Genomic DNA, 16,890 nt, shown 5'->3' on the forward strand with positions numbered 1-16,890 from the left:
TCACTTAAAAGCAGGGCAGCTTTTTTTTGCAGGTGAATTTTTTTATTCAGAGATTTCCTTAAGGCGGTAAGGAGTTTCCTGGTAAACGTAGTAGTTAAGCCAGTTTGAATAAAAAAGATGGGCTGTACTTCTCCAGGTTGAATAAACAGGTTTTGAAGGATCGTCATCTGTAAAGTAATTTTGAGGAAGATGAGGATTTATTCCCTTCTTTAAATCCCTTTTGTATTCTCCTGCAAGGGTGTCAGTGTCATATTCAAGATGGCCTGTCATAAAAATTGAACGGCCGTCCTTAGACTTGCTTATTGTAACTCCTGTTTTTTCTGAATCAGCTAAAAGGACCAGGTCCCTGCATTTTTTTACTTCTTCACTGCTGATATAGGTGTAGCGGGAAGTTGGAACAGGAAAGTAATCATCAAAGCCCCTCATTAAAGGATCTTTTGGAGTCAGAAGCCTGGATTTGTAAATGCCGGAAAATTTTTCCTTTACTTCATGCTTGTTGATTCCGTAAAGGTGGTAAAGTCCGGCCATAGCACCCCAGCAGATGTAAAGGGTACAGAAAACATTTTTTCTTGCCCAGTCCATGATTTTGCAAAGCTCATTCCAGTAGTCAACTTCTTCAAAGGGCAGCTGCTCTACAGGGGCTCCTGTAATAATCATTCCGTCAAACTTTTTTGTACGAAGTTTGTCTGAAGAAATATAAAATCTGTCCAGGTGATTTTTTGCCGTGTTTTTTGAAGTGTGACCCTTCATCTGAACAAGAGAGATGTCTATCTGAAGAGGAGTGTTGGAAAGCATGCGTAAAAGCTGGGTTTCCGTTACTTCCTTGGTAGGCATGAGATTAACTATAGCTATTTTTAAAGGACGGATCTGCTGCTGTTTAGCCCGGTCTTCCGTCATTACGAAAATATTTTCCTTAGTAAGGATTTCCCTTGCCGGTAAATCTGCATCTATCTTAATTGGCATGATTAAAGCATAGCAAAAATTCTCTTACTTTGCTATACTGAGTAGATATGGATTCCTCTAACAACAGAAAAGCGGCTTTGAAAAAATTACGTTCTCTTATCATAAGTCCTAAGGGCGAGGTAGAGAAATTTCGTAAAAAGATTGAAGATACTTTTTCTACTGTAGTTCTGCCAAATAATGTGGAGTGTTCAAGACGGGACTATGGCGGAGTAATGTGCGATATGCTTATACCGGAAATGTATACATCCGGTAAAGTTATGATTTACATTCACGGGGGAAGTTTTACAGGAGGCTCTTCTGCTGCTTACAGAAGTTTTGCTGCCAGTCTTGCAAATGCTGCAAACTGCCGTGTTCTTGTTCCTGATTTTCGTTTACCTCCTTCATATTCATTTCCTTCAGGAATCGAAGATTTACAGAGCGTGTTCAGAAGTTTTTTCATTCAGGAAGAAATCGAATGTAGCCTTAAAAATAAAAAGAGCGACCTTAACCTTACAGTTGCAGCTGATTCCAGTGGAGCAAGTATTGCCTGCGGTCTTTTACAGGAACTTCCGGAAAAAAGCTTTAGCAGGATTTCCATGCTTCTTTTGTTTTCTCCATGGCTGGATTTTTCTCCTGACAGTTATATTTTTGGCCGTCATGCAAAGGATGAAGTTTTAACTGGAGAAAGTGTAAAGAGGGCTGTTGAATTTTATACCTACGAATCCAACTATACAAATCCGGAAGTATCTCCTTTAAAAATTGACAGGGACAAGCTTTCTAAGTTTCCTCCTGTTTACATTCAGTGTGGCAGCAGGGAACTTTTCATTGAACAGGTAAAGACCTTTGACGATATGCTGGAGCGCTCCGGTGTTGAGTGTACACTGGATATTGTTGACGACATGATGTTCATGTTCCAGCTTGCAGACGAATATATCAGGGAAGCTCATCTTGCAGTAAACAGGGTAGGAGCTTACCTTACTAAAAAAACAGAAAGCGAATCAGAAATCAGGGAGAGGGAACTTCTCCTTAAAAGAAATAACGTAACGGAATAATCAGGATACAGGTTTTTTATGGGTAAAATTGAACTTCTTTCCCCGGCGGGAAACGTTGATAAGTTAAAGTACTGCTATACCTATGGTGCCGATGCTGCATATATAGGACTTAAAAATTTTTCATTAAGGGTTAAGGCTGATAATTTTTATCAGGATGAATATAAGAAGGTCCAGGAGCTTAAGGCAAAGTTTCCTGGCAAAAGACTTCACTGTGCCCTTAACATTTCTTTTCATAATGACGAGATAGACAGACTGCTGTCAGAAATAGATTATTTTAAACAGTATCCTATAGATGCCTTTATTGTACAGGATCTTGGTATAGTTCCAATTTTGCAGAAACATTTTCCTGGTGCTGAACTTCACCTTTCAACTCAGGCTTCCTGCATGAACCGTGAAGCCGTAAAGATGTACAAGTCCATTGGATTCAGCAGGGTTGTAATGGGTCGTGAAGCTTCTTTAAAGGAAATTGCAGAAATTAAGGATGCAGTTCCTGATATGGAAATTGAATGCTTTGTTCACGGAGCAATGTGCATTGCCTATGCCGGCCGCTGTCTTATGAGTGCCTACCTTAACGGAAGAAGTGCTCAGAGTGGTTTCTGTTCTCATACCTGCCGCTGGGACTATGATGTAATGGCTCCTGGTAAGGGAGAAGATATAGGAAAGACTATTGCCCAGTCAGGAGACCTTGTCTTAAGGGAACACAAACGCCCTGATGAATATTTTCCTGTATACGAGGGTGAAAATTTTACAGCCGTTCTTTCTTCAAAAGATTTGTGCATGATAGATCATCTTGCAGAACTAAAAAAAGCCGGAGTTGATTCCCTTAAAATAGAAGGCCGCATGAAGAGTGTTTATTATGTTGCCATGATAACCCGTGCCTACAGAAAAGCCCTGGATGCCCTTGATGGTAAACTTTCTCAGGAAGAAGCCCGTCCTTTTATTGATGAACTTTATAAAGTAAGTCACCGTGCCTTTACTACAGCCTTTTACTTTGACAAAACGGAGGCAGATAAAACCGTAAGCGGTGCCAGTGACAGTCCCTGGGAACTTGCAGCAGAAATATCTGATGCCCTTCCTGCTAAAGAAGAAGAGTGGATTCTTAATAAGGCTGCAGAAATGAAAAAGGCCAGGGATGATGAATATAATTCCATGTGTCAGCAGGCTCAGGATGCATTTAAATTAAGGGTAGAAAAAATGCCGGACAAGTACCTTCCTTATGTAGAAAAGGTAGAAGGCTGGAAGATGTATCCCCTTAATCCCCTTAACATGATTGATAAAAATACAGAGCTGGAACTTGTAAGTCCTGATATTAATGGTAAAAAAATTACTCAGGATGACTTTAAGCTTGTTAATCCAAATACTGGAGAAGTTTACAACTGGGTTTGTGCAGATCATCCATGTGTAATTTATACCGGACAGGATATTCCTTACGGTACTTTGCTCAGGTCAAAAAATTCAGGATATGTAGAAGGTCAGATCAGGGATCCGGGCCGTTGATTTTTTTGGATAAAAGTTAATAAAGAAAAATGTTTTTAAGATTATGCCCTGCCTTAATTCCGGATAAATAAGAATCAGGACTGGCTTGTGCTAAAAAATAAACAGCAGTGATTTTATAAAGATGCTGTATAATAAATCAGGAGTTTTATTTTTTATGGAAAACCATCATAAGATTTTGTGCATCGGAAACGTTTCAGTAGACATAAAGGCATTCAGTATGCTTGATGATGATACAGAGGCTTATCGTGACGGAACTATAGAACTGGTTCCGGGAGGTGTAGGCAGGGGAATGGCCATTAACCTTAAGCACCTTGGTTTTGATACTTCAATTTATTCTGTTGTAGGAAACGATATTTTTGGTGATTATCTTAAGGCCGGTCTTGAAGCAGAAAAAATAAACACCGAACTTTTAAGGGTAAGCAGTCAGCATGAGACAGCCCTCTTTTCCGTTATGTCCAAGCCAAACTCCCATTCATCCTGTATTTACAGCACTAAGGTTTTAAGTGAAATTGTTTTTGACGAGCAGGTAAAGGCATTCATAGAAAAAGAAAATATTAAAACCCTTGTACTTGATTCAAATATCAGTGAAGAAACTTTTGCAGAAATCTATGCCTATAAAAAAGACCATCCTGATCTTTTTATATTCCAGAATGCAACAGCTCCTGATATAGCCCGCCGCAGCCTGAAATATGCAGGACTTGTAAATCTTTTTGCCTGCAATGAATACGAAGCTCAGGCTATTATTGGAGAGACAGCAACTCCGGATCTTGAAACTGCAGATAAAATGCAGGCCTTAGGTTACAGGGACTTTATCATTACTTTTGAGGACAGGGGAGTTATGGTCCGCATTAACGGAGAAACCTATAACGCTCCTCCATACACACCTTATACAATTGTAGACACTATTGGTGCAGGGGATGCCCTTGCTTCCGGCTTCCTTACCGGTTACCTTACTGGAGAAAGCCTTAAGCAGTGTGTTCACTACGGCCTTATCTGTGCAAAAGAAACCCTTATGACCCGTCAGACTGTAAGCAGTCTCTTGTCAAGGGACTATCTTGCCACTTATAAAAATAATTAGGCAGATTATTCTTGTAATTTACTGCTGTAACGTTGTATAGTTTTATAGATGGCAGAAGAAAGCTTTGAAACAAATACTTTAGTTACAGACCCGGATATCCTCATTAATACTTTTTTTTCCCGTTATGGTGACAACTATACTGAGGATGATAAAGAAAAAATCCGCAGTGCCTGGGAATATCTTATTTCCAAGACTTTTGAATTAAAAAGAAAATGCGGTAAGCCTTATTATCTTCATCCTATGAGGGTTGCAGCCTGTCTGGCAGACAGTCACTTAGGCTGCGAAGCAATCTGTGCAGGCTTTTTTCATAATCTTGTGGAAGCTGTTCCGGAATGCAGCGAAGAAATCGAAGAAAAGTTTGGTGCTGACATTGCCCGTATTTGTTACGGTACTTCAAAAATTACCAATCTTAAAATTAAAAGTCAGACTCTTCAGCAGGCAGATGCTATCCGCAAGATGCTTTTTGCCATGGTAGATGATATCCGTGTTATTCTTGTAAAACTTGCAGACAGACTGGACCGTATGCGTAACTTAAAGTCTGTGAGCGAAGAAGCCCAGAGGGCTGTTGCCAAAGAAGTAATCGATATCTGGTGTCCTCTTGCCAGCAGGCTTGGTATGAGTGACGTAAAAAGTGAGATGGAAGATTTAAGCCTTAAGTATTCCAACCCTGATGCCTTTCAGCAGATAAAGACAATTGTTGCTGCAAAAAAGGCAGAGCGTTCGGAGTACCTTGAAAGGGCTGTAAAAAAGATTTACACCGCCACAGAAAAGCTGGGTATAAACGTACAGATTAAAAGCCGTGCCAAGCATTTTTATTCAATCTATCAGAAAATGCGCAAGCGTAATAAATCTGTAGATGAACTTTACGATCTCTTTGCCTTAAGGATTCTCTGTGAAACAAATGCTGAGTGCTACACCCTTATTGGTATAGTTCACGGTATATGGAAACCTATGGACGGAAGGTTTAAGGATTACATTGCCATGCCTAAGGCCAACGGTTACCAGTCCCTTCATACAACTGTAATTTGTGAAGGCCGTCCTCTTGAGATTCAGATAAGAACCTATGCAATGCACAACGTGGCTGAACACGGAGTTGCTTCCCACTGGCTTTACAAGAAGGGTACTAACCATGACATGGTTAAGGCAGAAGACCTTAGTATTATTAACCAGCTCAGGGCTTTACGTGATGAACACCTTACTGATGAAAATTTCTTTGCTGAATTAAAGAATGAACTTTTAGGTGATTCCATTTACGTATTTACTCCTATGGGTGACGTTAAGGAACTTCCTTGTGGTGCCAATGCCATAGACTTTGCCTATGCAGTACATTCCGGTGTAGGAGAAAAAATTGTAGGTGCCAAGGCTGACGGAAAAATCATTCAGCTTACGGCTCCCCTTAAAAATACACAGATTGTAGAGATACTTACAAATCCTCAGGCTCATCCAACTCAGGCTCAGTTAAAGGCTGTTCATACATCAAAGGCCCGTCAGAAGATTCACAGCTGGCTTGTAGAAAATGATCCTACTTTTATTGATAAAGAAGCAGAGGCAAAAAGACAGGCAGAAATTATTGCCAACACCCTTCACTCAAAGCAGGTGGCTGAACGTCTGGCAGAAGAAAAAAAACATAAGTCTTCCAAAAAGAATCAGACTGCCTATACAGGAAAAATCCGTGTAGAAGGATCTGATAACTTCCTTGTAAATATTGCCCAGTGCTGTAAGCCTGAACCAGGGGATCCTATTGTAGGTTATGTTTCTCATAAAAAGGGGCTGGTAATTCATTCGGCAAACTGTCTTACCTTCCTTCGTATTCCTAACATCCAGAACCGTATCATTGACGTAAGCTGGGCTACAAAGGGAGAGAATCATGAGCAGTCTAAGGCTGAATTAAAAGAGGCTGCAGAAAAGCAGAAGGCAAAAAACCTTCAGATAGAAAAGAATAAGTTTAAAAAGATTCGCTAAAGCTTTTAAAGCCTTCCGTTACCCTGAGCTGGCCTTCAAGGTCTTTGTGAATTTTACATTCCTTTAAGCCTGTCTCTTTAAAAATGCGGCAGGTTTCTTCTGCATTGTATTCTCCGCTTTCACAAAGGAGGGCTCCTCCTGCTTCAAGATGACTGTAGGCCTGGGGCAGCAGGTTTCTGATTATTCCCAGCCCGTCATTTTCTTTTGTAGGATTTCCTTCAATATCAATATCTCCGTCTAAAGCAAGAAGGGGTTCACTTCTGCCGTCTTTAAGAAGGTCTTTTGCCAGTGGAGAAGGTATGTATGGGGGATTGGTAAGTATCAGGTCAAAATTTCTGTTTACCTGGTCAAAAAGATTAGTCTGTATAAACCTGATGTTTTGAGCCTGCTTTTCTGTAAGAAGTCGGCGGCTGTTTTCTTTTGCAACATCCAGGGCTTTACTGCTTATATCTGCCAGTATAAAAAGGGGCATGTTTTCTTCTGTGATTATTTTATTCTCAAGGGCACTTTTAAATACACTTAAGGCAATACAGCCGCTGCCACAGCACATGTCGCAAATAGAAAGAATCTTTTGATTGATTTTGGAATTAATTTTTTCTTCCAGTATTTCCAGGGCCTTTTCTACAAGAATCTCTGTGTCTGCTTTTGGAATAAGAACGTCAGGTGTAACGTAAAAATCGTAGCCGTAGAATTCTTTTTTTTGAGTGATATAGGCTACAGGCAGCCCTGTCTGTCTTTTTGATAACCAGTCTTTATAAAGCTCTTCTTCTTCTTTACTGAGAAGCCTTTCTCTTGAAAAAAGAAGTTTTGTTTTATCAAGACCGGTTATCTCCTGAAGAAGGACAGTAACATCCAGCTGGGGAGAAGGTGACTGGCTTAAAACTTTACTTCCGTAAACTTTTGCTTCTGCTACTGTCATTTGATCAGGCGTCTATTTCGTTGAACTTTTCTTCCTTTGCGTAAACGTTAAGGGCATCAAGCATTTCGTCCATGTTGCCCATCATAAAGCCAGGAAGGTTGTGTACGCTTAAGTTAATGCGGTGATCAGTTACACGGTCCTGAGGATAGTTGTAGGTGCGGATTTTTTCTGATCTGTCACCATTACCAATCATGCTCTTTCTTGAAGCTGAACGTTCTGCATCAAGCTTGCTCTGTTCAAGATCAAAGAGGCGGGCCCTGAGAACCTGCCATGCCTTTTCTTTATTTTTAATCTGGCTTTTCTGATCCTGCTGGATTACAACAATACCTGAAGGAATATGAGTAAGGCGTACTGCAGAGTCTGTAGTATTTACACACTGGCCACCTGGTCCGCCGGCACGCATTACGTCTACACGAACATCACCTGGATTTATTTTAATATCAGCTTCTTCTGCTTCCGGAAGAACTGCAACTGTTACAGTAGATGTCTGAAGACGGCCCTGGCTTTCTGTTGCAGGAACACGCTGTACACGGTGAACTCCTGATTCAAAACGGAGGGTTCCGTAAACAAATTTTCCTGTAATTGAAGTAACGATTTTATTAAAGCCGCCAACTTCTGTTTCCTGAGCTTCCATTGTTTCGTACTTCCAGCCTTTCTTTTCGCAAAGGTGGCAGTACATTTCCCACATATCCCTTACAAAGAGGGAAGCTTCGTCTCCACCAGCTGCTGAACGGATTTCCAGAATGATGTTTTTTTCATCCAGTGGATCAGGAGGAATAAGCTTAAGCTTAATTGTTTCTTCTATCTGAGGCTGCTTTTCTTCCAGTTCCTTAAGTTCTTCACGGGCCATTTCCTTCATTTCTGCATCATCTTCTGCAGTAATCATCATCTTGGCATCTTCAATTCCGCTGAGAACTTTTTTATAGTCAGCATACAATTCCATAAGGTCAGACAGATACTGATTTTCTCTCATGATGTCCTTGTATTTTTTCTGGTCCTTAACAAGGTCAGGGTCGCTGATTTCTTCTGTTACAACTTTATAACGCTGAGAAAGTTCTTCTAATTTCTTTAATAAATCCATAGTTCACCAATAATAAAGGAATATTTGTCTTCTTTCAATCTACAGCAGTCAATCTACAGAAGCTTTTCAAGTTTATCTACAAGGCCTGCAAAAGTATCCAGGGCATCCTGAACAGGTTTTGTACTGCTCATGTCTACGCCGCCAACTTTAAGGGCTTCAATAGGATATCTTGAACCTCCGGATTTAAGGAAGTTAAAGTAATCGTTAAGTTCCTTTTCTCCACCTTCAGTAACTCTTTTTGCAAGAGCCAGGGCTGCAGAAATACCTGTAGCATATTTATAAACATAGAAGGCATTATAAAAGTGAGGAATGCGCAGGCCTTCAAGGTCAGAAGATTTTTCAAATACCATGTCAGGACCAAAATACTCTTCCAGAAGTTTTCTGTAAACTGCCCTGATGGAATCTGTACTTAAAGGTTCTCCCTTTTCTACCATCTCATGACACTTAAGTTCAAATTCTGCAAACATTGTCTGACGGTGAAGGGTAGCAAGAATGTCAGATGCCCTCATGCTGAGAAGATATTTTTTCATGTCATCACTGTCTGCATTATTAAGCAGGTATTCAAATACAAGTTCTTCGTTAAAGGTAGATGCTACTTCTGCTTCAAAGATTGTGTAGTCGTAATGCCTGAAAGGATTATTGTGTACGCTGAACCAGGAGTGCATTGAGTGACCGCCTTCATGGGCCATGGTAAATACATCCCTAATGGAATCTTCTTTATAATTAAGAAGAATGTATGGATAGCCGTCATAGGCTCCGGAAGAGAAGGCACCGCTGCGCTTTCCCTTGTTTTCGTAACGGTCTGTCCAGCCGCTTAAAAGTCCTGAGCAAAGTGTATCAGTATAGTCTTTGCCTAAAATTGCCAGTGAATTGCGGACAATTTCTACTGCTTCTTCGTAGCTGTGATTTGCCTTTACGCTTTTTACAAGAGGAACATAAACGTCATAGTGTCTGAGCTCTTTAAGTCCAAGGACTCTTTTTCTTAAAGCATAGTAGCGGTGAAGAACAGGAAGATTTTTATGTACTGTTTCAATAAGGTTTTTATAAACGCTTACAGGAACCTTGTCTCCGTAAAGGGATGCTTCAAGGGCGCTGTCATAACCTCTGGCACGGGCAATAAAAATGTCCTGCTTTACTGAACCTGCATAAAGGGCTGCAAGAGTGTTGGCATGGCCTTCATGTACTCCGTAGAATTTTTCGTAGGTTTCCTTACGTACAGCCCGGTCCTGATTTTCTTCCAGGGAAGACCAGGTGCTGTGGGTAATAGGAACATCCTTTCCGTCAACTTTTACGCTTCCAAAGTTTAAGTCAACGTCAGAGAGAAGGGAGAATACATTGCTTGCTGTATCTGAAGTTTCAGACTGAAGGGCAAGGAGACGTTCTTCTTTTTCTGAAAGGGTATGTGGCTTTGCATGAAGGATTTTCTGAATGTAAATGCGGTAGTTTTCAAAGCCCGGCATTTTAATCCATTCATTAATTTTTTCTTCAGGCAGGGAAAGAAGTTCCGGAACAAAATATGAAGTAAGGCTTGAACATTCTGTGTAAGCCATCATTACTCTGTTTAAATCTTCCTGGGCTTTTGAATCTCCCTGATCAGCAGAATTCTTTAAGCCGGCATAGTGAGATACCTTTTCTACAAGACGGTCTAAATCTTCGTCTGCATGAAGGGCTTCAAGAAGTTTTTCTGCACTGTCACCAAGGTGTCCTTTGTAAGTAAGAAACTTTTTTGCAAGCACAGGAATCTCTTTAAGTTCTTTTTCCCACTGAGCTTCATCTGAATAAAGCTTTGTAAGGTCCCATTTGTATTCTGAGGGAATCTGATCTCTTGTTTTAATTTCGTTGTCTGCCATTTATTATATCTCACTTGCCATCCAGGCGATTGTCATTGCATCAGCTGCTATATTTTTAATAATGCAGTATTCGTTTGGCTGGTGGGCCAGTTCATCCATGGTGCTCCATACAACTGCATCAATACCTTTACTTCTTAATCCGGCTGCAACTGTACCGCCGCCAATACCAATAAACTTAGGTTCAATTCCGTGAACATTTTTTATTGCCAGGGCAAGTTCCTTTGCAACAGCGGCATCTTTAGAAGTTGCAGGACTTTCTTCTGCCTGAAGTTCCTTCATTTCTATTTTAACGCCGTACTTTTCTTCTACCTGGGCCATCTGCTTTTTCATTTCTGCCCTTACTTCATCAAGGCTGTAAGATGGATTAATGCGGCAGTCACAGCAGAATACATCGTCTCCAGGAATAAAGTTTACACCGTCAACATTTGCCAGCTGTTTTGTAGGCTGGAAGGTTGAATATGGAGGATCAAAAAGTGAATCTTCTTTATTGAAGGTTTTTTCAAGGCTGTTGATTCTAAGGGCAAGGTCACATCCTGCAATCATGGCATTCTTTCCAAGATCAGGACGGCTGCCGTGACACTGTTTTCCTATGGTGTGGAATTCAACCCAGAAAATATTTTTTTCTGCAATTTCTATAGTTTCGCCTTTTTCGTCTCCTCCATCAGGAATAAGGATGCGGTCGTTTTTTCCAAAAATATCAAAGTGCTCTTTTATAAGGTAATTCATTCCGTAAGCGGAACCTACTTCTTCGTCTGCCATAAAGAGGAGTTTGATTGTGTGTTCAGGAATGATGTGCTGCTTTACAAAACTTAAGGCTGCAAGAACGCCTGAACAAAGTCCCTGCTGATTGTCTTCTACACCACGGCCGTAAATCTTTCCGTCTTTTTCTACAACAGTCCATGGGTCTGTATTCCATGCCTTTATGTCTCCTACAGGTACAACATCCATGTGGGCGCATACCCAAATTGCATAGTCATCTTTATTTCCTGGAATTGTTGCAACAAGATTAGGGCGGCTGCCTTCAGCTACTCTTGAATCCGGTGCATCGTAGTGTTCAAAATATTTAATTCCGGCAGCTTTAAGATATTCTTCAATAACCCTGCATTTTTCCCACTCACCAGTTCCGCCGTTTTCTGGTGCAAGAGACTTGCATTTTGTGAGCATTGTTTCCAGTTCTACCATATCTTTAGTGTGTTCTGAAATCCAGTTTTTAAGCTGATCGAATTCAAGTGACATAATTATTCCTCCGGTTGATTGAAGCTAAAAAAAGCCGTCCCCTTCAACAGTGAACGGCTTTGTAAATTATTTAATGATTATTTTGTGTAAACATCCCATGTTGTTTTTACAAGGGTTTCTACATCAGAATATTTTGGTTCCCAGCCAAGAAGTTCCTTTGCTTTTTTAGATGTTGTGTAAAGGCTTGCAGGATCACCAGGACGGCGTTCTACTTCTTCTGCCTTGATTTCTTTTCCTGTAATCTTGCGGGCTGCATCAATGATTTCCTTAACAGTTGTTCCCTTTTCTGTACCAAGGTTAAGCATAAGGCTTTCATTCTTTTTAGAGATGTATTCCAGAGCCATTACGTGAGCACGGGCAAGGTCTGTAACGTGAACATAGTCACGGATACATGTACCGTCGCGGGTATCATAGTCTGTTCCAAAAATCTTAAGTTCCCTCTGACCAAGAGCTGCTTCCATTACACGTGGAAGAAGGTTTTCCGGTTTCTGTTCAAGTCCGCGGATAATTCCTTCTGGATCATAGCCTGCTGCATTAAAGTAGCGGAGGGCTGCAAATTTAAGACCCTTAAGCTGATCGTACCAGCTCATGAATTCTTCAATCTTGAGTTTTGTAAATCCATAGTAGTTGATTGGTTTCTGTGGATGGTTTTCATCAAGTGGAAGATACTGTGGTTCACCAAAAGTTGCTGCTGATGAAGAGAATACCATGTATTTGCAGTTATATTTTACAGCTGCATTCATGATGTTGATAGTTCCTGTAATGTTGTTTACGGAATATTTTTCCGGCTTAACCATTGATTCACCGGCTGCTTTGTATGCTGCAAGGTGAACAAATCCGTCAAATCCCTGTGCAAAGGCAGCTTCAATTTCTGAAGGAATAAGGATGTCTCCATGGATGAATCCGTTTTCTGGGAAAAGGTTGCACCTGAGTCCGCTGGAAAGGTTGTCAAATACAGTTACTTCGTGTCCAGCTTTCATCATTTCTTTTACAACGTGGCTGCCGATGTATCCGGCTCCGCCAATTACTAAAACCTTCATATTTATGCCTCCAATATTTCTTGTACTATTCTAATGAATTATGAAGTTGTGTGCAATTTGTAAACTGATAAATAATATTGTTAACAGAGTAAAAATCAGCTATAGTTAACTTTCCTATGATAAAGAGTGAAGTTTTGCAGAATAATATTGTGCTGGTTTCTGAACATATAAAGGGAGCCGCTTCTGCAGCAATTGCCTTCTATTTTAATGTGGGCAGCAGGTATGAAAATGAATCTGAAAGGGGTATTTCTCATTTAACTGAGCACCTTTTATTTAAAGGAACAGATTCAAGAAGCAATACTCAGATAACCCGGACTTTTGACAGAATGGGTGCAGTGGTCAATGCCTTTACAGAAAGGGAAAATGTCTGCCTTTACGCCCTTGTTCCTGATTTAAAGGACAATATAAAAAATGCAGTAGAAGTTCTTTGTGACATGTCTTCCAGGAGTAATTTTCCAGAAGAAGAGTTTATAAAGGAAAAGAGGGTAGTACAAAGTGAAATTGCTTCCCTTGAAGACGATTCGGAAGAATGTGCACTGGACGAAGCAGCAGATTTTGTATGGAAGGATAAAAGCCTGAGTAAGTCTATAGGGGGCAGTGTAAAACAGGTTGAATCCATCAGCAGGTCGCAGATTGCCTTATGGTATAAAAAATATTTTGCTCAGGGTGAACTTAGTGTTTTTGTAACAGGAAGCTTTAATATAGAAGATATTAAGTCTCAGTTAGAAAAACTTGACCTTCATAAAAAATTCCTTATGTATCCTGAGGAAAAACATTTTTCCGGTCAGGTTGAATGGAATGCAGGTTATGATTTTGCAAAGTCTTCATTCAGTCAGTGTCAGATTTATCTTATGTATCCCCAGCTTATGCCTTTAACAGAAAAGGAAAGCTTTACCATGCTGGTTTTTAATGCCATTGCAGGGGATACAATGAGCAGCCGTCTTTTTGAATCTTTAAGGGAAAAGAACGGACTCTGTTATTCAGTATTCAGCTTTTTTACTTTTTACGAAAATGCTGCAGCCTGGTGTGCCAGTGTTTCTACTGAAGAATATAATGCTGTAAAAACTGCCTGTCTCCTTCAGTCAGAAGTAGAAAAAATTGTAAGGGATGGTGTGAGCCAGGAAGAAGTTGATGCTGCCATAGAACACGTGTGCGGAGAAGAAATACTTGCTTCCGGGGATATGGAATACATCCTTAAACGTAACCAGAAGAACTTTTCTCTTGGTTTTAAGATGAGGGATACTGCCCAAACCCTGGAATGTATACGTGGGGTTACAAAAAATGATATAATGGAACTGGCAAAGGCCCTTATTCTGCCTCAAAACAAGGCGGTTATTGTATACGGACCTAAGCTTTCCAAAAAAAGTAAAAAGGAAATTACATGCAGCAGAAAGTAAAAATTAACTGTAAGGTAAATGAAGGGGCAGTAATGCCTTCTTACAAAACAGCAGGGGCTGCCGGAGCAGATGTTTGCGCCCTCATTGATTCACCTCTGGTACTTAAAAAAGGAGAAAGGGCTCTTGTAGGAACAGGTCTCTTTTTTGAAATCCCGGAAGGATACGAAATCCAGGTTCGTCCAAGAAGCGGACTGGCTTTTAAAAACGGTGTAACTGTCCTTAATACACCTGGAACAATTGACAGTGATTATCGCGGAGAACTTAAGGTTCTTCTTGCTAACTTTGGAAGTGAAGATTTTACAATTAATTCCGGAGACCGCATTGCCCAGATAGTTGTAGCTCCTGTTACTCTGGGAGATTTTATTCAGGCAGACCAGCTTTCTGATACACAGAGAGGCAGCGGCGGTTTTGGAAGTACGGGAGTTTCTTCTAAATAAATGCTTTCCAGGGGACTGACTGCAGCAATAAAAAAACTGTTCTCTTCTATTAACAATGCAGGCTTTAAGGGAATACTTGATTCAAGAGTATCTAATTTCCGCCTGCTTAAGTGGATTTATATTTTTGCCTTTAATCTGGCCCGTAAGAAGGGTGACCATAAAAAAATGTGCTTTTTTGCAGACCGTATTTACCGGATGCAGACGGTAAGGCGTTTTATAATGGTCAGGTATATTGCAAAGGAACTTTTTGTATATTTCTTTGTATGCTTTTTATTTTTCTTTGTTGTATTTTTTGTTAACCAGCTTCTTTTAATGGCAGAGACTGTTTTAAAAAAGAGGGTTCCTGTCAGATACGTACTGCAGCTTATTGTTTACTGTATGCCTGGTGTTGTTTCTCAAAGTGCGCCTTTTGCAACTCTGGTAGGCTTCCTTATGTGTCTGGGTCGAATGGTAACTGACAACGAAGTTCTTATTTTAAGGGCCAGTGGTCACCGTTATGGTATTCTTCTTATTCCGGTTCTTATTATGGGACTTTTGATTTCCCTCTTCAGCTTTGTAATGAATGATTATTTTCTTCCTCTGGGAACTTTAAAATTCAACAGGCTCTATAAATCAATTATCGTTTCCAATCCTGCTGTTGAACTTGAATCCAATTCAATTAAGAGGCTTAATGATTCTACCCTTATAATTGGTGATGTTGACGGTCAGCATGTAAGTGACCTTGTTTTTTTTGACGTTAAGGATAAGAAAGACCAGCGCTTTATTGTTTCTAAAGATGCTAACGTAAAAAAGTCTTCCCATGACGGTGTTCTTATGGAACTGGACATGACTTCTCCTGTTGTTTTAATGATGAATAAAAACCAGAAGAGGGACTTTGACGTAATTGTATCTGATGAACTCCGCCTTAATGTTTTTGAAGATTCCATTATGGAAACAAGTCAGCAGATTTCTCCAAGAGAAATGACCAGCAGTGATTTAAAAAATCGTATTAAAAGAATGGAAAAACTGACTAATGCAAATAAAAAACAGCTTAATACCTATAAGCTGGAATATAATAAAAAATTTTCCGTTCCTTTTGGTTCAATCTTTTTTGCCATACTTGCTTTTCCTTTAGCCCTGGTTTTTGGAAAAAAAGACGGACAGACTCTGGGACTTATCTTTGGAATTATAATTTCAGTAATGTACTGGGCTGCAAATATTTTAGGACAGATGTTTGGTTTAAGAAGCGGCTACAACGGATTCTGGATGATGTGGGGACCGAATTTCTTTATAGGAATAGCGGGCTTTATCCTTTACTTAAGGCTTAGAAGAAAATGAAACTTGTTTTTTACATGCTTAAAAAATTCTTTGGAATATTTTTAGGTTCACTTTTGTTTTTTATTCTTGTCCTCTCCCTTACAGATCTTCTTATGAATCTCTGGAGTTATATTTCTAAATCTGTTCCTTCTAAAACTGTAGGACTGATAATGCTTCTTTATCTTCCTAAGACAATCTGGTATGCCCTTCCTATAGCCATGCTTTTTGCCACGGCTTATATGCTCAGCGATTTTTATGCCCGTAATGAGCTCCTTGCAATTTTTGCTTCCGGAGTTTCACTTTTTAAATTTGCAGCACCTCTTCTTTTAGTTGCCCTGGGCATGAGCTTTGGAATGTTTTTTCTGGAAGATAATCTTGTTGTTAAAACCTTTGCCAGAAAAGAAGCCCTGCAAAAGGAAGCTTTAAAAACAGAAAAGAACAAAAACAATGACAATATTGTTATTATGGCAGAAGAGGGAAGGATAGTTTATCAGGCTGAATATTATGATGATTCCCTTGAAAGGCTTTTTACCCTTTACATTCTTTTTAGGGATGAAAATAAAAACCTTCAGGCAATTATTGTTGCAGATAATGCCAGCTATCAGATTGATCACTGGGTACTTTCCGGGGCCACTCAGTACAGCTACGAAAATGGAGAAGTAAAAATAAAGGGACTTGATCAGACTTTAGTTAAGCGTCTTACAGAAAGCCCGGAGACTTTCCGCAACAATACTATTTCTGTAGAAACTGTAAATACAAAGGAAGCAAAGGCTTATATAAAACATCTGGAAAAGGCAGGTCTTCCAAGTGCAGAAGCAAAGTCTGTTTACTATAAGAAGTACTCTTTTCCTTTTGTACTTGTTATAGTAGTTTTCCTTGCTGTTGGTTTAAGCGGTAAAACAAGAAAAAACGTTCTTATAATAAGTTTGTTTCTTAGTATACTTTCCGTTGTTTTATTTTATGTAACACAGATGATTACAATGCTTATGGCAAAATTCGGAACTATTCCTCCTCTCTTTGGTGCCTGGTTCCCGGTATTTTTGTTTATAATAATAAGCCTTGTTTTATTAAAATATGCCAGAACTTAATTTTTAACAGGATAT

The 16,890-nt window shown here is 39.8% G+C and carries 14 protein-coding genes; 8 read left to right on the forward strand and 6 right to left on the reverse strand.

Annotated elements, in window-relative coordinates; genetic code table 11:
• Positions 1–42: 42 nt before the first annotated feature.
• Complete coding sequence (gene metA, locus K6D58_RS01665) at positions 43–963, reverse strand: homoserine O-acetyltransferase MetA (RefSeq protein WP_296826905.1); 921 nt, start codon at positions 961–963, stop codon at positions 43–45.
• 47 nt (positions 964–1,010) lie between these two features.
• Here metA and K6D58_RS01670 point away from each other — a divergent pair, with 47 nt between their 5' ends.
• The 4 genes from K6D58_RS01670 (at position 1,011) to K6D58_RS01685 (ending at position 6,531) form a co-directional block, all read left to right on the forward strand.
• The gene (locus tag K6D58_RS01670) at positions 1,011–1,994 is read left to right on the forward strand and encodes an alpha/beta hydrolase fold domain-containing protein (RefSeq protein ID WP_296826907.1); all 984 of its coding nucleotides are present in this window, start codon (positions 1,011–1,013) and stop codon (positions 1,992–1,994) included.
• A 27-nt stretch (positions 1,995–2,021) separates the two neighbouring features.
• Positions 2,022–3,491 (forward strand): peptidase U32 family protein, encoded by a 1,470-nt coding sequence (locus K6D58_RS01675; protein ID WP_296826963.1) that lies wholly within the window; start codon positions 2,022–2,024, stop codon positions 3,489–3,491.
• Between the two features lie 154 nt (positions 3,492–3,645).
• Positions 3,646–4,569 (forward strand): carbohydrate kinase family protein, encoded by a 924-nt coding sequence (locus K6D58_RS01680; protein ID WP_296826909.1) that lies wholly within the window; start codon positions 3,646–3,648, stop codon positions 4,567–4,569.
• Positions 4,570–4,617: 48 nt separating this feature from the next.
• Positions 4,618–6,531: a RelA/SpoT family protein gene (locus tag K6D58_RS01685; RefSeq protein ID WP_296826911.1), complete on the forward strand. Its 1,914-nt coding sequence runs from the start codon at positions 4,618–4,620 to the stop codon at positions 6,529–6,531.
• Here the strand turns inward: K6D58_RS01685 and prmC are convergent.
• From prmC to galE, 5 genes are all read right to left on the reverse strand, one after another.
• On the reverse strand, positions 6,515–7,450 hold the full coding sequence (gene prmC / locus K6D58_RS01690; protein ID WP_296826913.1) for a peptide chain release factor N(5)-glutamine methyltransferase: 936 nt from the start codon (positions 7,448–7,450) through the stop codon (positions 6,515–6,517). The genes K6D58_RS01685 and prmC overlap by 17 nt on opposite strands.
• Before the next feature lie 4 nt (positions 7,451–7,454).
• Positions 7,455–8,531: a peptide chain release factor 1 gene (prfA, locus tag K6D58_RS01695; protein ID WP_296826915.1), complete on the reverse strand. Its 1,077-nt coding sequence runs from the start codon at positions 8,529–8,531 to the stop codon at positions 7,455–7,457.
• A gap of 53 nt (positions 8,532–8,584) precedes the next feature.
• A complete protein-coding gene (pepF, locus tag K6D58_RS01700) occupies positions 8,585–10,381 on the reverse strand; it encodes an oligoendopeptidase F (RefSeq protein WP_296826917.1) in 1,797 nt (598 codons plus the stop codon).
• A 3-nt stretch (positions 10,382–10,384) separates the two neighbouring features.
• Positions 10,385–11,617, reverse strand: coding sequence for a M20 family metallo-hydrolase (locus tag K6D58_RS01705; protein ID WP_296826918.1), 1,233 nt, complete (start codon positions 11,615–11,617; stop codon positions 10,385–10,387).
• 77 nt (positions 11,618–11,694) lie between these two features.
• Positions 11,695–12,657, reverse strand: coding sequence for a UDP-glucose 4-epimerase GalE (gene galE / locus K6D58_RS01710; protein WP_296826920.1), 963 nt, complete (start codon positions 12,655–12,657; stop codon positions 11,695–11,697).
• 116 nt (positions 12,658–12,773) lie between these two features.
• Here galE and K6D58_RS01715 point away from each other — a divergent pair, with 116 nt between their 5' ends.
• From K6D58_RS01715 to K6D58_RS01730, 4 genes are read left to right on the forward strand one after another with little or no spacing between them, the layout of a single operon-like run.
• The gene (locus K6D58_RS01715; protein WP_296826922.1) at positions 12,774–14,054 is read left to right on the forward strand and encodes a M16 family metallopeptidase; all 1,281 of its coding nucleotides are present in this window, start codon (positions 12,774–12,776) and stop codon (positions 14,052–14,054) included.
• Positions 14,039–14,491 carry a dUTP diphosphatase gene (gene dut, locus K6D58_RS01720; RefSeq protein WP_296826924.1) on the forward strand — a complete coding sequence of 151 codons (453 nt, stop codon included), beginning with the start codon at positions 14,039–14,041 and terminating at the stop codon, positions 14,489–14,491. The genes K6D58_RS01715 and dut overlap by 16 nt, the downstream gene beginning before the upstream one ends.
• Positions 14,492–15,808 (forward strand): LptF/LptG family permease, encoded by a 1,317-nt coding sequence (locus tag K6D58_RS01725; protein ID WP_296826926.1) that lies wholly within the window; start codon positions 14,492–14,494, stop codon positions 15,806–15,808.
• Positions 15,805–16,875 (forward strand): LptF/LptG family permease, encoded by a 1,071-nt coding sequence (locus K6D58_RS01730; RefSeq protein WP_296826928.1) that lies wholly within the window; start codon positions 15,805–15,807, stop codon positions 16,873–16,875. Before K6D58_RS01725 ends, K6D58_RS01730 begins: the two co-directional genes overlap by 4 nt.
• Positions 16,876–16,890: the final 15 nt, after the last annotated feature.

The sequence above is a fragment of the Treponema sp. genome (assembly GCF_024696245.1).
Lineage (GTDB): Bacteria > Spirochaetota > Spirochaetia > Treponematales > Treponemataceae > Treponema_D.

Excerpts from the sequence above, each read along its gene's own strand:
- metA (WP_296826905.1), bottom strand. The coding sequence starts at position 963 with ATGCCAATTAAGATAGATGCAGATTTACCGGCAAGGGAAATCCTTACT.
- K6D58_RS01670 (WP_296826907.1), top strand. The coding sequence starts at position 1,011 with ATGGATTCCTCTAACAACAGAAAAGCGGCTTTGAAAAAATTACGTTCT.
- K6D58_RS01680 (WP_296826909.1), top strand. The coding sequence starts at position 3,646 with ATGGAAAACCATCATAAGATTTTGTGCATCGGAAACGTTTCAGTAGAC.
- K6D58_RS01685 (WP_296826911.1), top strand. The coding sequence starts at position 4,618 with ATGGCAGAAGAAAGCTTTGAAACAAATACTTTAGTTACAGACCCGGAT.
- prmC (WP_296826913.1), bottom strand. The coding sequence starts at position 7,450 with ATGACAGTAGCAGAAGCAAAAGTTTACGGAAGTAAAGTTTTAAGCCAG.
- prfA (WP_296826915.1), bottom strand. The coding sequence starts at position 8,531 with ATGGATTTATTAAAGAAATTAGAAGAACTTTCTCAGCGTTATAAAGTT.
- pepF (WP_296826917.1), bottom strand. The coding sequence starts at position 10,381 with ATGGCAGACAACGAAATTAAAACAAGAGATCAGATTCCCTCAGAATAC.
- K6D58_RS01705 (WP_296826918.1), bottom strand. The coding sequence starts at position 11,617 with ATGTCACTTGAATTCGATCAGCTTAAAAACTGGATTTCAGAACACACT.
- galE (WP_296826920.1), bottom strand. The coding sequence starts at position 12,657 with ATGAAGGTTTTAGTAATTGGCGGAGCCGGATACATCGGCAGCCACGTT.
- K6D58_RS01715 (WP_296826922.1), top strand. The coding sequence starts at position 12,774 with ATGATAAAGAGTGAAGTTTTGCAGAATAATATTGTGCTGGTTTCTGAA.
- dut (WP_296826924.1), top strand. The coding sequence starts at position 14,039 with ATGCAGCAGAAAGTAAAAATTAACTGTAAGGTAAATGAAGGGGCAGTA.
- K6D58_RS01725 (WP_296826926.1), top strand. The coding sequence starts at position 14,492 with ATGCTTTCCAGGGGACTGACTGCAGCAATAAAAAAACTGTTCTCTTCT.
- K6D58_RS01730 (WP_296826928.1), top strand. The coding sequence starts at position 15,805 with ATGAAACTTGTTTTTTACATGCTTAAAAAATTCTTTGGAATATTTTTA.